Here is an 18,223-nt window from a genome sequence, read left to right as displayed (position 1 = left end):
CTAACAACACCCAACGAAGGAAAAAGCCATGTCAGCAGCTTCCGACCGCGAGATCGACGTTGTCCTTATCGGCGCAGGCATCATGAGCGCGACCCTCGGCGTCTTTCTTAGGGAGCTCGAGCCGTCGTTGTCGATCCAGATGTTCGAGGTTCTCGGAGATTGCGCGCAGGAAAGCTCCGATTCTTGGAACAATGCCGGGACCGGCCACGCGGCAAACTGCGAGATGAACTACACGCCGCAGCGGCCTGACGGCAGCATCGACATCTCCAAGGCGCTCCAGGTCAATGTCGAGTTCGATCTATCCCGGCAGTTCTGGTCTTACCTCGTCGGGCGGGGTGCGATTGCCGACCCGCGGTCCTTCATCCACCCGGTCCCGCATATGAGCTTCGTGCACGGCGCGGAGAACGTTGAATTCCTGCGGAAGCGGTTCAAGGCGATGTCGGCCCATCATTGCTATGAGGGCATGGAGCATACCGAGGATCCCAAGAAGATTGCCGAATGGGCGCCGCTGGTCATGGATGGAAGGAATGGGGATGAGCCGGTTGCAGCAACGCGGATCATCACCGGTACCGACGTCGATTATGGCGCGTTGACGCATCTGTTGGTTAGTCATCTCGTCAGCCAGCCGGGCTGCGCGGTCCACTACAGCAACTGCGTCACCGGACTTGACCGGGAGCAGGGCGGTCGGTGGCGGATCGAGGTCCGTGACACCGCCAGCGGCGAGACGCGATCGGTTCGCGCGAAGTTCGTCTTCATCGGCGCCGGCGGCGGTGCGCTGCCGTTGCTCGAGAAGTCCGGGATTCCGGAGGGGCGCGGCTATGGCGGCTTCCCGGTCAGCGGGATCTGGCTGCGCTGCGACGATCCGGAGATCAACCGGCGCCACCATGCCAAGGTCTACGGCAAGGCCGCGGTCGGCTCGCCGCCGATGTCGGTTCCGCATCTGGACACGCGCGTGATCGGCGGCCAGCACTCGTTGTTGTTCGGGCCTTATGCCGGCTTCTCAAGCAAGTTCCTCAAGCACGGCTCGCTGCTGGACCTGTTTGAGTCCATTCGTCCAGCGAACGTCAAGCCGCTGCTGTCCGTGGCGCGCGACAATTTTGACCTCACCGAATATCTGGTCGGGCAGGTGCTGCAGTCCGAGGGCCATCGTCTGGCAGCGCTCGACGAATACTTCCCGAAGGCCGATCCGAAGGACTGGAGGCTGCAGGTGGCGGGCCAGCGCGTCCAGATCATCAAGCCCGACGTCAAGCGCGGCGGATTGCTCGAGTTCGGCACCGAGCTCGTCGGCGCCGACGATCATTCGCTGGTCGCCCTTCTTGGCGCCTCGCCGGGCGCCTCCACCGCGGCGTTCATCGCCATCAGTGTGCTCGAAAAGTGCTTCGCCGGCGAGCTGACGGCAAGCGCCTGGCTACCGAGGCTGAAGCAGATCATTCCGTCCTATGGCGTCTCGCTGATCCAGGATGCGGATCTCTCCCGCCAGATCCGCGCCGCGACGGCAGAGGTGCTCAAGGTCGACAACATCCCGCAGCCGGCCGCACGCGCGCCGGCGGTCGCGAAGCGGGCGTGAGTAAAGAGGGGGCTTGCCATGGACCCGACGGCCCTTCTCCTCTCGCGGCTGCAGTTCGCCTTCACGATCTCGTTCCACATCATCTTCCCGGCGTTCACGATCGGGCTCGCCGCCTGGCTCACCGTGCTCGAAGCGATGCACCAGTACAGCGGCAGGCCCGTTTATCGGACCCTGTTCGAGTTCTGGCTCAAGATCTTCGGCGTCGCCTTCGGCATGGGCGTGGTATCGGGCGTGGTGATGGCGTTCCAGTTCGGAACGAACTGGAGCGTGCTCTCGAAGATGTCGGGGCCGATCCAGGGGCCGCTGCTATCCTACGAGACGTTCACCGCCTTCATGCTGGAGGCCGGCTTCTTCGGCATCCTCATCTTCGGCCGGCCGCGGGTGCCGCCCTGGTTCTACCTGTTCTCCACCGCAATGGTCGCGGTCGGCACCACGCTGTCGGCATTCTGGATCATGGTCAACAACAGCTGGATGCAAGTGCCGACCGGCTATGTCCTTCAGAACGGCCAGTTCGTTCCCAACGACTGGGTACAGATCATCTTCAATCGGGTGGTCTGGGTCCGCTTCCCGCACATGCTGCTCGCTTCTTATCTCACCGGCGCCTTCTGCGTGGCGGCGACCGGGGCGTGGTACCTGCTGCGGCGGACCTATCGCGCCGAGGCGCATGTGATGCTGCGCATGGGTCTTGCGCTCGCGGCGGTGCTGCTTCCGGTGCAGCTCTTCATCGGGCATCTCGTCGGGGACTACGTGCACGACTATCAGCCGGCGAAGTTCGCCGCGATCGAGGCGCGCTGGCATGACGAGCAGCCGGCCTCCGAGGTGCTGATCGCGATCCCGGATTCGAGCACCGAATCGAACAGATACGCGATTTCGATTCCGGTGCTCGGCAGCATCATCGCAAGCATGAGTCTGAGCTCGAAGGAGGTCGGCCTGACCAGCTTCGCGCCGCAGGACCGGCCGCCGGTGGCGATCCCGTTCTTTGCCTTCCGTATCATGGTCGGCTGCGGCTTCGTGATGCTGGGACTGGCCTGGCTCGGGACCTGGCTCGGGCTCAAGCACCGGCTCGAGCGCAGCCGCCTGCTGCTGTGGGGCATCTTCCTCAGCTTTCCATTGCCCTGGATCGCGATCCTGACCGGATGGTACACCGCGGAGGTTGGCCGCCAGCCGTGGACCATCTACGGCGTGTTGCGGACCGCTGACGCCGTGACGCCGTTCCTGACGGCGTCCGCCGCTATGACCTCGCTGATCCTGTTCGTCGCGGTCTACGCCTTCATCTTTTCGTTCGGGACTTACTACATCTATCGGCTGCTGCGCGCCGGGCCGGCGGGGCTTGGCGGCAAGCCATTGCATGTTCCGGTGCCCAACCGGCCGATGTCGCTCGCCGACAAGATGCCGGCAATCGCCGAGGCGGGAGAATAGCCATGGTGACGTTCTGGGTTGCCCTTCTTGCCATCAGTATCCTGATCTATCTCCTTCTGGACGGATTCGACCTCGGCGTCGGGATGCTGTTTGGCTTTGCCGGCAACGAGGCGAATCGTGAGGCGATGCTGCGCACGATCGCTCCTGTCTGGGACGGCAACGAAACCTGGCTGATCGTCACCGGTGTGATCATGTGGGGCGCGTTTCCCGTGGTCTATTCCATGCTGCTGTCCGCGCTCTATATCCCGGTGCTGGTCATGCTTCTGGGACTGATCCTGCGTGGGGTGGCATTCGAGTTTCGCGGCAAGGCATCGCGCTCGCGCTGGATCTGGGACGTCAGCTTCATCGCGGGATCGTTTGCCGCGAGCTTCATGCAGGGCGCGATGGTCGGAGCGCTGGTCGAGGGACTAGAATTCTCGAACGGCGAATATGCCGGAGGCACCTTCGGCTGGCTGACGACCTTTTCGGTCTTGTGCGGGATCGGCCTGTGCTTCGGTTACGCGTTGCTCGGTGCGTGCTGGCTCGTGAGGAAGTGCGATGGTCCCGTCCGAGACGCGACGCGGCATCTGGTTCCGTTGCTTGCGGTCGCCGTGCTGGCTTTCCTCGTTGTCGTCTTCACACATGCCCTGATCGAACATCTGCCCATTCTGCGCCGATGGATCGAACGGCCCTATCTGTTCGTGTTCCCCCTCATCGGCGCGGGCGCCGCCTCGGTTCTCGCCACGAGCATCGTGCGCCACGACGATTATTGGCCATTCCACATGGTTTCACTGATCTTCGCCGCGGCGTTCGGCACGCTCGCTCTATCGTTTTGGCCCTACATGATCCCGTTCGTCATCACGATCGACGAGGCGGCGGCGCCTCATTCGAGTCTCGCATTCATGTTTTGGGGTGCCGGCCTGTTCGTGTTTCCGCTGATGCTGCTCTATGTCGCGGTCGGTTATCGCGTGTTCCGCGGCAAGGCGGCCCCGGCCGCTGATCACTACTGACCGCCGTGCGCTCGAACTTGCTGTGGGTTGCATAAAAAGAAAGGCGCCGGTTTCGGCGCCTTTCTCATTGAGGACCCGAAGTCTTTCAGGACTTGGGCATGACGCCCGGGCCGTTGTCCGGCCATTGCGCGATCAGCTTCTCGTCGATGTTGAAATGCTGGGCGACCAGGCTGGGCGGCGTGTGCGTCAACCAGTTGGAGAGCGAGACCTCCTCGTAGCGCGGCGCACGGAACACGCCGATGAACTGCAGCTCGGTGTCGCCGACATTCTCGACGTAATGGCCGAGATTGCGCCGGACATAGCCGATATCGCCGGCCGAGAAGTCCGTCGTCAGCGCATTGGGGCCGGTGTCGAACACCGTCATCCGCGCCCTGCCCTTGATGTAGTACTGCCATTCGTCGGCGTTCGGATGCCAGTGCATCTCCCGCACCGCGCCTGGCGGCATCGTCACCAGCGCCGCTGCGACGGTGGTGGCGACTTTGAAGTTGCTGCTGTCGGCGACGCGGATGCTGCCGGCCGAGCTCTCCTTGACCGGGGTCGAGCTGCCAAGCGAATGGATGAAGGGGTAGGGTGGCGCTTCGGCGTGTTTGGCGACCGCAGCGCGATCGGCGGCGAGATCGCCGGGTACGGTGCCCTGGAATATCCAGCGATTGTGCAGCGGGATCTTCGCGAAGGCATCCGCCGGCACACCAAAGTTCTTCGCCAGCACCTCGGGCGGGGTATGGGCGAACCAATCCGTCACCAGCAGCGTGTTGAACTCATTGGCGTGGCCGTCATCAAAGCAGATCACGAATTCGCAGCCGTCGGGGCCCAAGCCCTGCAGCGAATGCGGTGCGCCCGCGGGAAAATACCAGAGGTCGCCGGCCTTGAGGTCGCCGACATAGGGGCGCCCCTGCGCGTCGAGCACGGTGATACGGCAGCTGCCGTAGGTCATGATCGCCCATTCGGCGGCCTGGTGCCAGTGCAGCTCACGGATGCCGCCGGCGGACAGGCGCATGTTGACGCCGGAGATTTCTTTGGAGATGGCGAAGTCCTCGACGGTGACCTGACGGGCCCAGCCGCCATCCTGGATGCGTCTTGGCGCGTTGTTGAACGAGGCCCAATCCATCGGCAGGCCGCCGACGTCGGTCGCGGGCGGGGTCTGCGCGGAGGGGAATTGCTTGGCCAGCACGGGGTTCTGCGGACCGGGATCGGTCAGGCTGCCGGGGCTCTTGGCATTCACGGCGCCTTGCGGCGGCTCGTCCGGATTGCCGAAGGTTGCGGCCTGCGCACTGGAGCCGACTATGGCGGCGCCCGCCGCGGACATGGCCAACAGATCACGTCTTGAAAACATCTTGGGTCGCTCCTGAAAAGACGAAAGGCCTCCATCGCAATGGGGCTCCAACCTCCAAACCTAGTTTCCGCTTCCCGTTTCAGCTTCCGTGAACGGCGCTCTTTTTGCTGGAATGCACTGGCTGCTGCTGCCAGCAGGCCGGGGCCGAACGTGGCAATTGCGAAATTGTGCTTCGTTTTGAAAAGACGGCCCTGCCTACACGATCCTTAACTGGCCGGGAGAATTGCCATACCGAGAGATGTCCAGATGACCACGAAATCGGTTCGTCCCTACCGTGAACCCGCCGGCGGCTGGGGTGCACTCAAGGCACTCAGCGAGGCGCTTCTGGTGCAACGGGTGCCGCTGAAGGGTGCAGCGACGCTCCGACGGATGAACCAGCCGGAAGGTTTTGATTGCCCCGGCTGCGCCTGGCCAGATCCGAAGCACACGTCGTCATTCGAATTCTGCGAGAATGGCGGCAAGGCGATCGCCTGGGAAGCGACGTCGAAGCGCTGCACCCCCGAATTCTTCGCCGAGCACACCGTCACCGAGCTCGCGAGCTGGAGCGATTACGATCTCGAAATGGTCGGGCGGCTCACGCATCCGATGGCCTATGATGCCGCATCCGACCGCTATCTCCCCGTGGAGTGGAATGACGCGTTCGACATGATCGGGGGTGAGCTGAGAGCGCTGACGGATCCGAACATGGCGGAGTTCTACACGTCCGGGCGAACCTCGAACGAGGCCGCCTTCCTCTATCAGCTGTTCGTGCGCGAATACGGCACCAACAATTTCCCCGACTGCTCGAACATGTGCCATGAGGCGACCAGCGTCGGCCTGCCGCACTCGCTTGGGGTCGGCAAGGGCACCGTGCTGCTGGAGGATTTCGACAAGGCCGATTGCATCTTCATCTTCGGCCAGAATCCCGGCACCAACAGTCCGCGGATGATGACCAGCCTGCGCAATGCGGCCCGCCGCGGCGCCTCCATCATCTCATTCAATCCGTTCCGCGAGCGGGCGCTCGAGCGTTTCCAGGCGCCGCAGAGCCCCGTCGAGATGATCACGCTGTCGTCGACGGCGATCAGCTCGAAGCTGTTCCAGGTGCGGGTCGGCGGCGACGTCGCCGTCCTCAAGGGGATCATGAAGATCCTGGTGGAGGTGGATGAAGCCGCCCGCGCTGCCGAGCAGCCGGAGATCCTCGATTGGGATTTCATTCGCGGTCACACCGTCGGAGTTGAAGCGCTGATCGACGATCTCAAGCGCACGCAATGGCCCGACATCGAACGCCAGTCCGGCCTGATGCGCGAGGACATGGAATATGCGGCCGGCGCCTATATGAAGGCGGAGCGCGCCATTCTCGTGTACGGCATGGGCATTACGCAGCATTGGCGTGGTGCAAACAACGTCCAGCAGATCGCCAATCTCGCGCTGCTGCGCGGCAATGTCGGGCGCGAAGGCGCCGGCGTCTGCCCGGTTCGCGGCCATTCCAACGTGCAGGGGGATCGGACCGTGGGGATCACGGAGGTCCCCAAGGCCGACTTCCTCGAGCGTCTGGAGCAACGCTTCGGTTTCAAGCCTCCGTCCGCGCCGGGACACAACGTGGTGACCGCGCTGGAAGCCATGATCCGCGGCGAGGTGAAGGCCTTCTTCGCGATGGGCGGCAATTTCGCCGCGGCCATTCCGGATTGGCAGGCGACGCAGGCGGCGCTCGGCAAGCTCGATCTGACCGTCCACGTCTCGACCAAGCTCAACCGCAGCCACCTGATCCACGGCCGCGCCGCCCTGATCCTGCCGTGCCTCGGCCGCACAGAGATCGATATCCAGGCGACGGGGCCGCAGTCGATCACGGTGGAGGACTCGATGTCGATGGTGCATGCGTCCGGCGGACGCAACAAGCCAGCGTCGGAGCATCTGCGCAGCGAGGTCGCGATCATCGCCGGTGTCGCCAAGGCGACGCTGGGCGAGCGCACGGTGGTCGACTGGGATGGCTTCGTTGCCGACTACGACCGCATTCGCGATGCGATCGAGGCGGTGTTCCCGATCTTCCAGGGCTACAATGCCCGCATCCGCGTCCCCGGCGGCTTCCATCTCACCTCGACGGCGCGCGAGCGCATCTGGGCGACGCCGTCGGGCAAGGCCAACTTCCTGGTCTTTCCGGGCTGCGGCGAGGATCCGCCGCAGAGTGATGACGATTTCCTGTGGCTCACCACCATACGCAGCCACGACCAGTACAACACCACGCTCTACTCGATGTCGGACCGCTATCGCGGCGTGTTCGGCCAGCGCGACGTCGTGTTCCTCAACGAATACGAGTTGAAGAGGAGGGGGTTGGCTGACGGCGATCGCGTCGATCTGATCACCGCCTCGACCGATGGCGCCAATCGTATCGTGCGCAACTTTCGCGTCGTGGCCTATTCCTTCCCGACCGGCTGCTGTGCGGCGTACTACCCGGAGACCAATCCGCTGGTCCCGCTCTATGCCCGCGATCCCCTCAGCTTCACGCCGTCATACAAGGGCATTCCGATCCGTCTGGTGCGTTCGACCGGCCTGGAGCAACAGGGGTAATCGCGGAACAGTCGCGGTCAGGCATCCACACCGAGATCGGACCGCGGCGGATCCGCCGCGATGGAGATCGGCAGGGTGAACCAGAAACGGGCGCCGCCCTGCGCGGCGCTTGCCTCTGCGCCGATCCGGCCGCCATGTGCTTCGACGATCGACCGGCAGATCGGCAGTCCCATGCCCATGCCGCTCTCCTTGGTCGTGAAGAAGCTTTCAAAGAGCCGTCCGAGATGTTCGCTGGCGATGCCGGGGCCGTTGTCCTCCACGGAGCAGCACAGCGTGGATGCATCCTGCGCGACCGTGCTGATGACGATCCTGCGATCGTCATATCCGGCTTGTGTCATCGCCTGCACCGCGTTGATGGCCAGATTGACGATCACCTGCTGCAGCTGGGTGCGGTCGCCGAACACCTGCGGCGCGGCCGGCTCAGGCCGGTGCAGGATCGCGACGCTGCGGGATTCGAGCTCGTGCCCCAGGAACAGAAGCGCTTCGCGAATGATCTCGTCGAATGGCAGGAATGCCTGCTCGGGGGCTTTCCGGGAGGCCATGCCGTGAACGCGTGCCACGATCTTGGCGGCGCGTTGAGTATCCACGACGATGTTTTCGATGGTCTTGCGGATCTCGCCGATATCGGGCACCGGCCTGTTCAGCCACCGCAGCCCGGCGGCGCCGTTGGTGGCGATGGCGGCGAGGGGCTGATTGACTTCGTGCGCGATCGAGGCAGTGAGCTCGCCAAGCATCGAGACCCGCGCTGCATGCGCAAACTCGGCCTGTACCTGCTGGAGCTTCTGCTGGGCGCGAACGCGTTGCGAGATGTCGATGGTGCCGACCAGGCTGACCTCGAGATCGTTGATGGGGCCGACGCGGGCGGTCGTGAAGAGAACGTCGACGACGCGGCCGTCCCATGTGACCATCCTGGTCTCTTCCTCGAAGTTCGTCTCGCCGCGATAGCGGGATTCCATCGCGCGCCGGAACGTGTCGGGGCGTTCCTTCCAGCTGTCGGCCAGGGAACGTCCGACATAGCCTTCCGCGCCTCCCCCGAACATCTGGATGGCCCGTTCGTTGGCCTCCTGAAACGAGAGCGCGTCCATGCAGGTCCGCAGAAACTCGGGATGGCTGTCGAAATAGGCGCCGAGATCCTTGACGCCCTCGGCGCGCAGCTTTCGAAACAGCGCGACCAGCCTGCTGGCGTCGAGCTGCCGGAATGCGATCGGCATCCGGCTGAACAGATGGCGGTAGCGCAGCTCGCTCCGCTCCAGCTCAGCGTGAGCCTTCTTCAGGGCCGTGATATCCATGATGGCGCCGACGAGCGTCAGCGAAGCGGCCAGAAAAGCGGCGAAAGCGATCGCCGTGAAATTGTCGCCAAGCAGTGAACAGGCGAAGGACAGCAGGGTCAAAACAAGGCTACCCCAAGCCCACAGCAGAATCCGATCCTGTATTGTCTGGATCGGCAGCACACGCTGCCACCATCGCTGGGGCTGTACGGGGTTAGAGCCATCCAGGCGTTCGAGCGTCATGCGGACGGTCTACCTTGCCGTAGAGGGGCGGTCTTTTGCGTTTTCGGAGGCACTTTGCCAAAACGCACGAAGCTACCACCGGGCCGTGTGCGACTTTAGGCTATCTCGGCCACGGATACTGTCACGCCGAAGCGCCGCTCAAACTCGGCGACATCAACGACCCCACGGCGGTGGGTGCCGTCGCCGATCTTGCGGTCGCCATCCCAGGCCTCGACCTCGAACAGAATGCTCCTGGCCTCGATCGCGACGACCCGCGCGACCGCGCGCACCGTGCGGCCGACCGGCGTTGCCGCCAGATGGCGGATATTGACCATCATGCCGACGCTGACATGACCCGCGGGCAGCAGCGGCTGAACCGCCGATCCCGCGGCCATCTCCATGTGCAGGATCATCATGGGTGTGCCGTAGACGGCGGGCATGCCCGGCACTACATGGCCGACCGTCATCTCCGGTGTGACGGTCACCAGCTTTTCTGCCGTCATGCCGGTCTTTACCTTCTCAAGCGGATTCATGGCTCAATCCCGTCTTCGCTTCGGTCGCGGATGGAGCGGATGTCTCGGCTGCGTGCGGCTTGCGGCCGGTGAGCCAATTGCCGAGCCGGTCGAGATAGAGATAGACCACGGGCGTGGTGTAGAGCGTCAGGACCTGCGACAGCATCAGGCCGCCGACGATGGTATAGCCGAGCGGCTGGCGCAGCTCCGCGCCGGTGCCCGAGCCGATCATCAGCGGCACGCCGCCGAGCAGCGCGGCCATCGTCGTCATCAGGATCGGGCGGAAGCGCAGCGTGCAGGCCTGGTAGATCGCCTCTTCCGGGCTAAGCCCGTGCTGCCGCTCCACCTCGAGCGCGAAGTCGACCAGCATGATGCCGTTCTTCTTGACGATGCCGATCAAGAGGATGATGCCGATGATGGCGATGACGCTCAGATCCATGTGGACCGCGAGCAGCAGCAATAGTGCGCCGATGCCGGCCGAGGGTAGCGTCGACAGGATCGTAATGGGGTGGATCAGGCTCTCATAGAGAACGCCGAGGATGATGTAGATCACGATTAGCGCCGCGCCGATCAAGAGCGGCGTGCCACGCAGGGAGGACTGGAAGGCCTGGGCGTTGCCCTGGAACGAGGTCGACAGCGAGGCGGGCTTGCCGGTGTCCTTCTCGATCTTCTGGATCGCCGTCACCGCATCACCCAGCGCGACGCCGGGCTTCAGGTTGAACGAGATCGTCACCGAGGGAAACAGGCTCTGGTGATTGATCAGGATCGGCGCGGGTTTGATGACGCTGTGAACCAGCGTGCTGAGCGGGACCTGCTGGCCGCTGGCCGAGTTCAGGTAGATATCCTTGAGCGCTTCGGGCCCGTACTGGAAGCGCGGATCGACCTCCATCACGACATGGTACTGGTTCAGCGAGGTGAACATGGTGGAGACGATGCGCTGGCCGAAGGCGTCGTCGAGCGTGTTGTCGATCGTCGTCGGCAGGATGCCGAAGCTGGAGGCGACCTCACGATTGACGGTGACTTCCAGCCGTGGCCCGGCATTGGCCTGGTCGCTCGCGACGTCGCTGATGAGGTCCAGCGCGCGGAGCTTCTCCAGGAATATCGCCGACCAGTGGTTGAGCTCGTTGGAATCGGCGTCCGTCAGGGTGAATTGATACTGCGTCTTCGACAGGCGTGCGCCGATCGTGATGTCCTGCGCTGCCTGCATGTACAGCGTGATGCCCTGGATGTGGGCGAGACGCGGACGCAGCCGGTTGATGATCTGGTCGGCGCTCGCCTTGCGCTCGGGCTTCGGCTTCAGCACGATGAAGATGCGGCCCTGGTTGAGCGTCGCGGTCGGGCCTCCCGGGCCGATATAGCTTGCCACTGACTGGATCGCGGGATCCTTCGACAGGATGTCGACGATCGCCTGCTGACGTTCCGACATTGCGGGGAAGGAGATGTCCTGGGCCGCCTCGGTGATGCCGACGATCTGCCCGGTGTCCTGTTGCGGAAAGAAACCCTTGGGGATGATCACGTAGAGGTAGCCGGTCAACGCGATGGTTGAGAGCATCACGAGCAGCGTCACGAAGCGATGCCGCAGCACCACGCGCAAGCCCCGCGCGTAGAGCGCAAGAAGGGCATCGAAGCCGCGCTCGAACAGGAGGTAGACCCGGCCGTGTTTCCTTCGTGAATCATCTTTCAGCAGGCGCGCGCACATCATCGGCGTCAGGGTCAGCGAGATGACCAGCGACAGCAGCAGCGAGGCGGTGATCGTGACGGCGAATTCCTGGAACAGCTTGCCGACATAGCCGCCCATCAGGAACAGCGGGATGAAGACCGCGATCAGCGACAGGGTAATGGAGACGATCGTGAAGCCGATCTCGGCGGAGCCCTTGAGGGCTGCCTCCAGCGGCGTCATCCCCTGCTCGAGATGGCGCACGATGTTCTCGATGACGACGACGGCATCGTCGACCACGAAGCCGACCGCGATCGACAAAGCCATCAGCGAGAGATTGTCGAGACTGTAGCCGAGCACATAGAGGACCGCGAACGTCCCGATCAGCGCCAGCGGAACCGTGATCGCCGGGATCACCGTGGCCCAGAAATTCCGCAGGAACAGGAAGATGACCATCACCACCAGGGCGACCGTCAGCATCAGCGTGAATTGCACGTCGGAGACGGCCGCGCGGATGGTGGCTGTGCGATCCGCGGCGATCGTTACCTTGATTGCCGGTGGAACCGAGGCCTGGAGCTGCGGCAGCAGCTTCTTGATGCGGTCGACCGTCTCGATGACGTTGGCGCCGGGAACGCGCTGAACGGCGAGGATGATGGCGGGATCTTTGCCGTACCAGCCGGCCAGGAGGTCGTTTTCGGGCGCCTCGATCGCCGAGCCGATATCGCGCAGGCGCACCGGCGAGCCGTTGCGATAGGCAATGATAAGGTCTTCGTAGGCGGAGGGTTTCAGCAGCTGGTCGTTGGTGTTCAGCGTGTAGGTGACGCGTGGGCTGTTGAGCGTGCCCTTGGGCAGGTCGACATTGGCGCCGGCGATGACGTTGCGGACATCTTCGAGGCCGATGCCGCGAGCGGCGAGCGCCTGCGGATTGACGCGGATGCGGATGGCCGGCTTCTGTTGTCCGCCGATGCCGACCAGGCCGACGCCGGGCACCTGGGAAATCTTCGGCAGCAGGATGTTTTCCGCATAGGCATCCACCGTCGTCAGCGGCAGCGAGTCCGACGTCAGCGCGATCAGCATGATCGGCGTCTCCGCCGGATTCACCTTCCTGATCGTCGGCGGGTAGGGGATGTTCGGCGGCAGGAAGGGGCTGGCGGCGTTGATTGCGGCCAGCACGTCCACCGCCGCGCTGTCCACCGTGCGCGACAGCTCGAATTGCACCGTAAGCTGGGCAACGCCGAGCGCACTGGAGGAGGTGAGCTGCGTAATGCCGGGGATCTGGCTGAGCTGCTGCTCGAGCGGGGTTGCGAGCGACGAGGCGATGGTGCCCGGATCGGCGCCGGGCAATTGCGCCGAGATCTGGATCGTCGGGTAATTGACGTTCGGTAGCGCTCCGACCGGCAGCAGCGGATAGGCCGCAAGGCCGAGCAGCAACAGGCCGGCCATCAGCAGGGCGGTTGCGATCGGCCGCAGGATGAAGGGCGCGGAGAGGTTCATGGAATCGCATCCTGCACGGCGCTCTGCAGGTCGGCTTCCTGCGCGGCCTTGCCGTGCAGTTCGCGAACGCGGCTGCCTTCAGTCAACCGATACTGGCCGTCGACCACGACGACCTCGCCGGATTTCAGCCCGTGGTCGATCAGGGCCTGGCCATCGCTGATCTGCGCGACGTGAACGGAACGCAAGGCCGCGGTGTGGTCGGGAGATACGACATAGACATAGCTGCCGTTCGGCCCCTGCTGTACGGCGGAGCCGGCGACAGTGAGCGCGTTCTTCTGAATCTCGAGCAGCAGGCGCGCGTTCACCAACTGGCCCGGCCACAGCCGATGCTCATGGTTCGGGAACACCGCCTTGAGCTGGACGGTGCCGGTCGTTCCCGCGATCTCGTTGTTGACCAGCAGCAGCGTGCCTTCGTCGAGCTTCACCTTGTTGTCCTGGCTGTAGGCGATGACCTTCAGCTCTCCCTGTGCTGCGTGCTGCTGGATGACGGGCAGGTCGGTCTGCGGCAGGGTGAACAGCAGCGAGATCGGCTCGATCTGTGTGACGACGACGAGACCGTTCGGGTCTGTCGGATGGATCACGTTGCCGACATCGATCTGGCGAACGCCGGTGATGCCGGGAATCGCCGACGTCAGGCGCGTGTAGCTGAGCTGGACATTGGCCTCGTCGATCTGGGCCTGGTCCGCCTTCACGGCGGCCTTGAGCTGCGCCACCTGCGCCGTCTGCGTCTCGATCAGTTGCGGGGTCGCATAGCCCTTGTCGCCAAGCTGATTGTAGCGTGAAAGATTGGCCACGGCGTTCGCGAGCTGCGCCTGGTCTCTGTCGCGATTGGCCGTCAGCTGCTCGATCTGTGCTTCATAGGGCCGTGGGTCGATCTGGGCGAGCAGATCGCCGGTCTTGACGGTCTGTCCCTCGGTGAAGGCGATCTTGACGATCTGCCCCTGAATCTGGCTGCGCACGACGTCGGTGTTGTAGGCAATCACCGTGCCGATGCCACGCAGATAGATCGGGACGTCCTTGCCGGTGACGGTGGCCGCGACCACCGGCACGGCGACGGGTACCGGCGCGGCCGCGACGGCCGGCTTCTGATCGTTACTGAAGAACCAGAGGGCTCCGCCGATCAGGATCGCGGCGAGAGCAAAGCATGCAATGGTGAGGGTCCGCTTCACGGTGATGCTCCTTGGTGATCTCAGGGATTGCCGGAGCCGTCGATTGGGGGTGTGCTGCTCATGGACGTGGGGCCGGGCACCGGCACGAACGGACTTGTTCCGGCGCCGCCGAGCTCGGTGGACCCGAGCGGAATCCCGACACGACCGACCGTGGATGTCGGGGGAGGCAATGCCGATGGCGTCGTGGTGCCGCTCTGGCAGGCGAGCGACGGGCTTCCGGAGAGGCCGCCGCCATCGAACAGGGCTCCCGATGATCCGGTATTGCCCGAGACGGGGCAGTTCGTCATGCCCAGCGAAGGATTGATCGGGGATACGCCTGGCGTTGCGATTTCGGTCGAGCCTAACGGAATGCCTTCAGGCCGCGTCGAGCCGAGGTTGAGCGGCGAGGTCGCGGACATGCCGACGGGGGGCTGCGTCGTCGGCAGCGTCATTTGCGCATTTGCTGCAGCCGGGATCAGCCATATCCAGCTAGCCGCGAGCGCCACGCGCAGATGCATCGATGCAGACGGGCGGTATCTGGATCTGTTCGATGAGAGCTGTTCTCGCATGGGCTGCTCCGGAGTCTTTCACTTGCGCGGGACGATAGGAAGCGGCCGGCGCACTGGTATTCCCTGAACGCACGTCTGGCTGTCTGCCCGCACGGTCGGGAGGGATCTCCCTCATTGTGGCTGCTTCTGAAGCAGCAGCGTTGCCTCGGACAGCTCCCGGCGGCACCTCGCAATGTCCTTGGAACGGTCCGCGGCGCGCGCGCGATCGAGGGCATCGAGCGCGAGCCGAAGATGCGCTCCGCTCGGGCCTTCGGCCTCCGCCAGCGATCGTGGTGTGGGCTGATAACTGCGCAGCGCATCGAGACTTTCCGGGCCCCAGCCATGTGCGCCGGCATTCTTCTCGATGGCCGCGTCCAGCTGCGCCTGGACACGCCAGATCGAGTCCTTGCAGGACGCCGCACGAACCGGGGCTGCCGCTTCCAGGAGGATAATAATGATAGCTGCAATCCGGATGAGTGAATTCGATGTCATTGTCGATCCTCTCGGTGCTCGAACACCTGTCTCGAATGACAGAACCGATACACGCCGTCTTTCGCGTACGAACGCCTGCCGCTCCGCATGCGCAGGAGGTCGTGCCGTCAGAGAAAGCCGGACGCGAGCGGGATCAGAGCTGCGGCGGGACACGTGCCGGCGTGCGAAGTGGCAACGGCCGTTGTTTGCCGAAATACGCGAGCGGGCGTCGAACCTAGTGTCGCGTCATTCCAACCCGGAGTGATCCCGACATGAAACACCTCAACGCTGGCCTCGCCATCGCCGCCGCTCTCTCCCTGTTCGCGACCGTCACCCCGGCGCGCGCGGAATCCCTGAAGAACATCGTCCTGGTGCACGGCGCCTGGGTCGATGCGTCGGGCTGGAAGCCCGTCTACGAGATCCTGACCAAGGAAGGCTTCCGCGTGACCATGGTGCAGGAGCCCGAAACCTCGTTTGCCGACGACGTCACGGCGGCGAAGCGCATTCTTGATCTGCAGGACGGCCCGACGCTCCTCGTCGGTCATAGCTATGGCGGTTCGATCATCACCGAAGCCGGCGTCCATCCCAACGTCGTCGGCCTCGTCTACGTCGCCGCACACGCTCCGGACGTTGGCGAGGATGAATCGGCGCTCGGCAAGAAGACACCGAGCGTGCTCGGCAAGACCGAAGGCGTCATCAAGGTCACGCCAGACAAGTTCACCTATCTCGATCCCGTGCAATTCCCGAAACTGTTCGCGCCCGATCTGCCGCGCGAGCGCGCCGAGTTCGTTGCGCGCTCCCAGGTTCTGGCCGCGACTCAGGTGTTCAGCACGCCGCTGACCGCGGCCGCGTGGAAGACCAAGCCGAGCTGGGGCATCGTTGCCGGCGGCGACCAGATCATCAATCCCGATCTCGAGCGCTGGTACTACGAGCGCGCCAAAAGCCAGACTACCGTGATCCCGGGTGCCAGCCACTCCGTCTACGAGTCGCATCCGAAGGAAGTGGCGGCTGTCATCGCCCGCGCTGCGCGCAGTGTTCAGCAGCCGGCCACGCGCTGACGACGTATTTTGCCGGTTCTGACGCACGGCCGGCAGAAGGAAGGACGGCGGGAGCGACAGCACTCCCGCCGGTCCGACTGTCCACTCCGGAGAATTCCATGACCGTGATCGAGAAGAGCAGCACCGTCCTGAACTGGAGCGTGATGACGGTGAAGCGCCCCGGTTTGAGCCGCGACTTGCCGTCCGGCAATCCGGACCTGATGTGGGTCGCGAATTCCTCGACCGAGGCAACGGCATCGCCGCGCGAGCTCTATGAGGCGATGCTGGAGCTCTATCCCGATCGCGCCAATCCCGTGTCGCTCTGGAGCGGAGCCAATGCCGCGAAGGAACAGAAGTCATGACGAGCTGGCAGAACAACCGCGCCGCGCGCGATGCGCGCATCGCGGCCGGCGCCGGGCTCGCGCGCGGCAAGCTCGTGGCGGCGCACGATGCCACGCGGCTGCTGGAGGCGGTGATCAGGCCGGGCGACCGGGTTTGCCTCGAGGGTGACAACCAGAAGCAGGCCGATCTGCTCAGCCGCGCGCTGCTCGCCGTCGATCTCACCAGGGTCAACGATCTGCACATGGTGCAGTCCGGCGTCGTTCTTGCAGAGCATCTGGACCTGTTCGACCGCGGCGTCGCCAAGCGCCTCGATTATGCCTATTCCGGACCACAATCGGCGCGCATCGCCCGCATGCTGTTCGGCGGCAAGATCGAGCTCGGCGCGGTCCACACCTATCTCGAATTGTTCGCCCGCTACTTCATCGACTTGACGCCGCACGTCGCCTTGATCGCCGCCGTCAGCGCCGACCGCGAGGGCAATCTCTACACCGGTCCGAACACCGAGGACACGCCGACCGTGGTGGAGGCCACCGCCTTCAAGGACGGCATCGTGATCGCGCAGGTCAACGAGATCGTCGAGACGGTGCCGCGGGTCGACATCCCGGCGGATCGCGTCCACTTCATCGTCAAGTCCGACAAGCCGTTCTTCGTCGAGCCGCTGTTCACGCGCGATCCGGCCGCGATCACGGAAGGGCAGATCCTGACCGCGATGCTCGCGATCAAGGGCATCTATGCGCCCTATGGCGTGCAGCGGCTCAATCACGGCATCGGCTTCAGCACGGCCGCGATCGAGCTGCTGCTGCCGACCTTCGGTGAACGATTGGGACTGAAGGGAAGGATCGCAACCCATTTCGCTTTGAACCCGCATCCAGCGCTCATTCCGGCGATCGAATCCGGCTGGGTTCGGCAGATCCATTCGTTCGGCTCGGAAGTGGGAATGGACGACTACATCCGCGCGCGATCCGACGTGTACTTCACCGGCCCCGACGGCTCGCTGCGCTCCAATCGCGCCTTCTGCCAGACCGCCGGTCTCTATGCCTGCGACATGTTCATCGGCTCCACCTTGCAGATCGATCTGCAGGGAAATTCATCGACCGTCACCGCCTCGCGCATTGCCGGGTTCGGCGGTGCGCCGAACATGGGAGCGGATGCCCGCGGGCGGCGTCATCCGAGCGAGCCCTGGCTGAAAGCGGGAGCCGAGGCCGATCCTGACGGCTCCGCATTGATCCGCCGCGGCCGCAAGCTGGTCGTGCAGATCGGCGAGACGTTCGGCGACAAGAACGTGCCGCTGTTCGTCGAGAAGCTCGACGCCATCGAGCTCGCGGAGAAGCTGAACCTCGAGCTCGCGCCGATCATGATCTACGGCGACGACGTCACGCATATCGTCACCGAGGAGGGCGTGGCCAACCTCCTGCTGTGCCGCACCGCGCAGGAGCGCGAGCAGGCCATCCGCGGTGTTGCGGGCTACACCGATGTTGGCCGTCGGCGGGACCACGGCGTGATTGCACGGCTGCGCGAGCGCGGGGTGATCCGCCGCCCGGAGGATCTCGGGATCAACCCGCTCGATGCGGATCGCAGCATGCTGGCGGCGCGGTCGATCAAGGATCTCGTGCGCTGGTCCGGCGGCCTCTACGCGCCGCCCTCGAAATTCAGGAATTGGTGAGGACGGTCT

14 protein-coding genes are annotated in these 18,223 nt (G+C 64.2%); 7 read left to right on the top strand and 7 right to left on the bottom strand.

The genetic code is table 11. From position 1 onward, the window contains the following. Positions 1-28 precede the first annotated feature (28 nt). Genes mqo through cydB form a run of 3 tightly spaced genes read left to right on the top strand, consistent with a single transcriptional unit; the run spans position 29 to position 3,975 of the window. The gene (gene mqo, locus BRAGE_RS0121485) at positions 29-1,567 is read left to right on the top strand and encodes a malate dehydrogenase (quinone) (protein WP_027559115.1); all 1,539 of its coding nucleotides are present in this window, start codon (positions 29-31) and stop codon (positions 1,565-1,567) included. An 18-nt stretch (positions 1,568-1,585) separates the two neighbouring features. Then, positions 1,586-2,986, top strand: a complete 1,401-nt coding sequence (locus tag BRAGE_RS0121480; protein WP_027559116.1) for a cytochrome ubiquinol oxidase subunit I — start codon at positions 1,586-1,588, stop codon at positions 2,984-2,986. A 2-nt stretch (positions 2,987-2,988) separates the two neighbouring features. Beyond that, positions 2,989-3,975, top strand: coding sequence for a cytochrome d ubiquinol oxidase subunit II (cydB, locus tag BRAGE_RS0121475; RefSeq protein ID WP_027559117.1), 987 nt, complete (start codon positions 2,989-2,991; stop codon positions 3,973-3,975). Positions 3,976-4,060: 85 nt separating this feature from the next. Here cydB and BRAGE_RS0121470 read toward each other — a convergent pair whose 3' ends face one another. Beyond that, complete coding sequence (locus tag BRAGE_RS0121470; protein WP_027559118.1) at positions 4,061-5,308, bottom strand: oxalate decarboxylase family bicupin; 1,248 nt, start codon at positions 5,306-5,308, stop codon at positions 4,061-4,063. Between the two features lie 246 nt (positions 5,309-5,554). Between BRAGE_RS0121470 and BRAGE_RS0121465 the strand changes: the two genes are divergently transcribed. Then, positions 5,555-7,852 carry an FdhF/YdeP family oxidoreductase gene (locus tag BRAGE_RS0121465; protein WP_027559119.1) on the top strand — a complete coding sequence of 766 codons (2,298 nt, stop codon included), beginning with the start codon at positions 5,555-5,557 and terminating at the stop codon, positions 7,850-7,852. 17 nt (positions 7,853-7,869) lie between these two features. Here BRAGE_RS0121465 and BRAGE_RS0121460 read toward each other — a convergent pair whose 3' ends face one another. The 6 genes from BRAGE_RS0121460 to BRAGE_RS0121435 form a co-directional block, all read right to left on the bottom strand. Continuing rightward, positions 7,870-9,363, bottom strand: coding sequence for a sensor histidine kinase (locus BRAGE_RS0121460; RefSeq protein WP_028146336.1), 1,494 nt, complete (start codon positions 9,361-9,363; stop codon positions 7,870-7,872). 95 nt (positions 9,364-9,458) lie between these two features. Further along, positions 9,459-9,875 (bottom strand): thioesterase family protein, encoded by a 417-nt coding sequence (locus BRAGE_RS0121455; protein WP_027559121.1) that lies wholly within the window; start codon positions 9,873-9,875, stop codon positions 9,459-9,461. Further along, positions 9,862-13,005: an efflux RND transporter permease subunit gene (locus BRAGE_RS0121450; RefSeq protein ID WP_027559122.1), complete on the bottom strand. Its 3,144-nt coding sequence runs from the start codon at positions 13,003-13,005 to the stop codon at positions 9,862-9,864. Before BRAGE_RS0121450 ends, BRAGE_RS0121455 begins: the two co-directional genes overlap by 14 nt. Further along, positions 13,002-14,174, bottom strand: a complete 1,173-nt coding sequence (locus BRAGE_RS0121445) for an efflux RND transporter periplasmic adaptor subunit (RefSeq protein ID WP_027559123.1) — start codon at positions 14,172-14,174, stop codon at positions 13,002-13,004. Before BRAGE_RS0121445 ends, BRAGE_RS0121450 begins: the two co-directional genes overlap by 4 nt. 20 nt (positions 14,175-14,194) lie before the next feature. Continuing rightward, complete coding sequence (locus BRAGE_RS54685; protein WP_156950869.1) at positions 14,195-14,605, bottom strand: hypothetical protein; 411 nt, start codon at positions 14,603-14,605, stop codon at positions 14,195-14,197. A gap of 228 nt (positions 14,606-14,833) precedes the next feature. Next, the gene (locus BRAGE_RS0121435) at positions 14,834-15,193 is read right to left on the bottom strand and encodes a hypothetical protein (RefSeq protein ID WP_027559125.1); all 360 of its coding nucleotides are present in this window, start codon (positions 15,191-15,193) and stop codon (positions 14,834-14,836) included. Between the two features lie 251 nt (positions 15,194-15,444). Here BRAGE_RS0121435 and BRAGE_RS0121430 point away from each other — a divergent pair, with 251 nt between their 5' ends. The 3 genes from BRAGE_RS0121430 to mdcA all read left to right on the top strand — a co-directional run bounded on the left by BRAGE_RS0121430 (position 15,445) and on the right by mdcA (position 18,214). After that, complete coding sequence (locus BRAGE_RS0121430) at positions 15,445-16,230, top strand: alpha/beta hydrolase (RefSeq protein WP_027559126.1); 786 nt, start codon at positions 15,445-15,447, stop codon at positions 16,228-16,230. Between the two features lie 98 nt (positions 16,231-16,328). After that, a complete protein-coding gene (locus tag BRAGE_RS56850) occupies positions 16,329-16,571 on the top strand; it encodes a hypothetical protein (protein WP_027559127.1) in 243 nt (80 codons plus the stop codon). After that, positions 16,568-18,214 carry a malonate decarboxylase subunit alpha gene (gene mdcA, locus BRAGE_RS0121420; protein WP_027559128.1) on the top strand — a complete coding sequence of 549 codons (1,647 nt, stop codon included), beginning with the start codon at positions 16,568-16,570 and terminating at the stop codon, positions 18,212-18,214. The genes BRAGE_RS56850 and mdcA overlap by 4 nt, the downstream gene beginning before the upstream one ends. The last annotated feature ends 9 nt before the right edge of the window (positions 18,215-18,223 follow it).

It is taken from the genome of Bradyrhizobium genosp. SA-4 str. CB756 (assembly GCF_000473125.1).
In the GTDB taxonomy this organism is placed as follows: Bacteria; Pseudomonadota; Alphaproteobacteria; order Rhizobiales; family Xanthobacteraceae; genus Bradyrhizobium; species Bradyrhizobium arachidis.
This window is presented reverse-complemented; position numbering and strand designations above follow the sequence as displayed.

Excerpts from the sequence above, each read along its gene's own strand:
- mdcA (WP_027559128.1), top strand. The coding sequence starts at position 16,568 with ATGACGAGCTGGCAGAACAACCGCGCCGCGCGCGATGCGCGCATCGCG.
- BRAGE_RS56850 (WP_027559127.1), top strand. The coding sequence starts at position 16,329 with ATGACCGTGATCGAGAAGAGCAGCACCGTCCTGAACTGGAGCGTGATG.
- BRAGE_RS0121460 (WP_028146336.1), bottom strand. The coding sequence starts at position 9,363 with ATGACGCTCGAACGCCTGGATGGCTCTAACCCCGTACAGCCCCAGCGA.
- BRAGE_RS0121430 (WP_027559126.1), top strand. The coding sequence starts at position 15,445 with ATGAAACACCTCAACGCTGGCCTCGCCATCGCCGCCGCTCTCTCCCTG.
- BRAGE_RS0121465 (WP_027559119.1), top strand. The coding sequence starts at position 5,555 with ATGACCACGAAATCGGTTCGTCCCTACCGTGAACCCGCCGGCGGCTGG.
- BRAGE_RS54685 (WP_156950869.1), bottom strand. The coding sequence starts at position 14,605 with ATGACGCTGCCGACGACGCAGCCCCCCGTCGGCATGTCCGCGACCTCG.
- BRAGE_RS0121450 (WP_027559122.1), bottom strand. The coding sequence starts at position 13,005 with ATGAACCTCTCCGCGCCCTTCATCCTGCGGCCGATCGCAACCGCCCTG.
- BRAGE_RS0121435 (WP_027559125.1), bottom strand. The coding sequence starts at position 15,193 with ATGACATCGAATTCACTCATCCGGATTGCAGCTATCATTATTATCCTC.
- cydB (WP_027559117.1), top strand. The coding sequence starts at position 2,989 with ATGGTGACGTTCTGGGTTGCCCTTCTTGCCATCAGTATCCTGATCTAT.
- BRAGE_RS0121470 (WP_027559118.1), bottom strand. The coding sequence starts at position 5,308 with ATGTTTTCAAGACGTGATCTGTTGGCCATGTCCGCGGCGGGCGCCGCC.
- BRAGE_RS0121455 (WP_027559121.1), bottom strand. The coding sequence starts at position 9,875 with ATGAATCCGCTTGAGAAGGTAAAGACCGGCATGACGGCAGAAAAGCTG.
- mqo (WP_027559115.1), top strand. The coding sequence starts at position 29 with ATGTCAGCAGCTTCCGACCGCGAGATCGACGTTGTCCTTATCGGCGCA.
- BRAGE_RS0121480 (WP_027559116.1), top strand. The coding sequence starts at position 1,586 with ATGGACCCGACGGCCCTTCTCCTCTCGCGGCTGCAGTTCGCCTTCACG.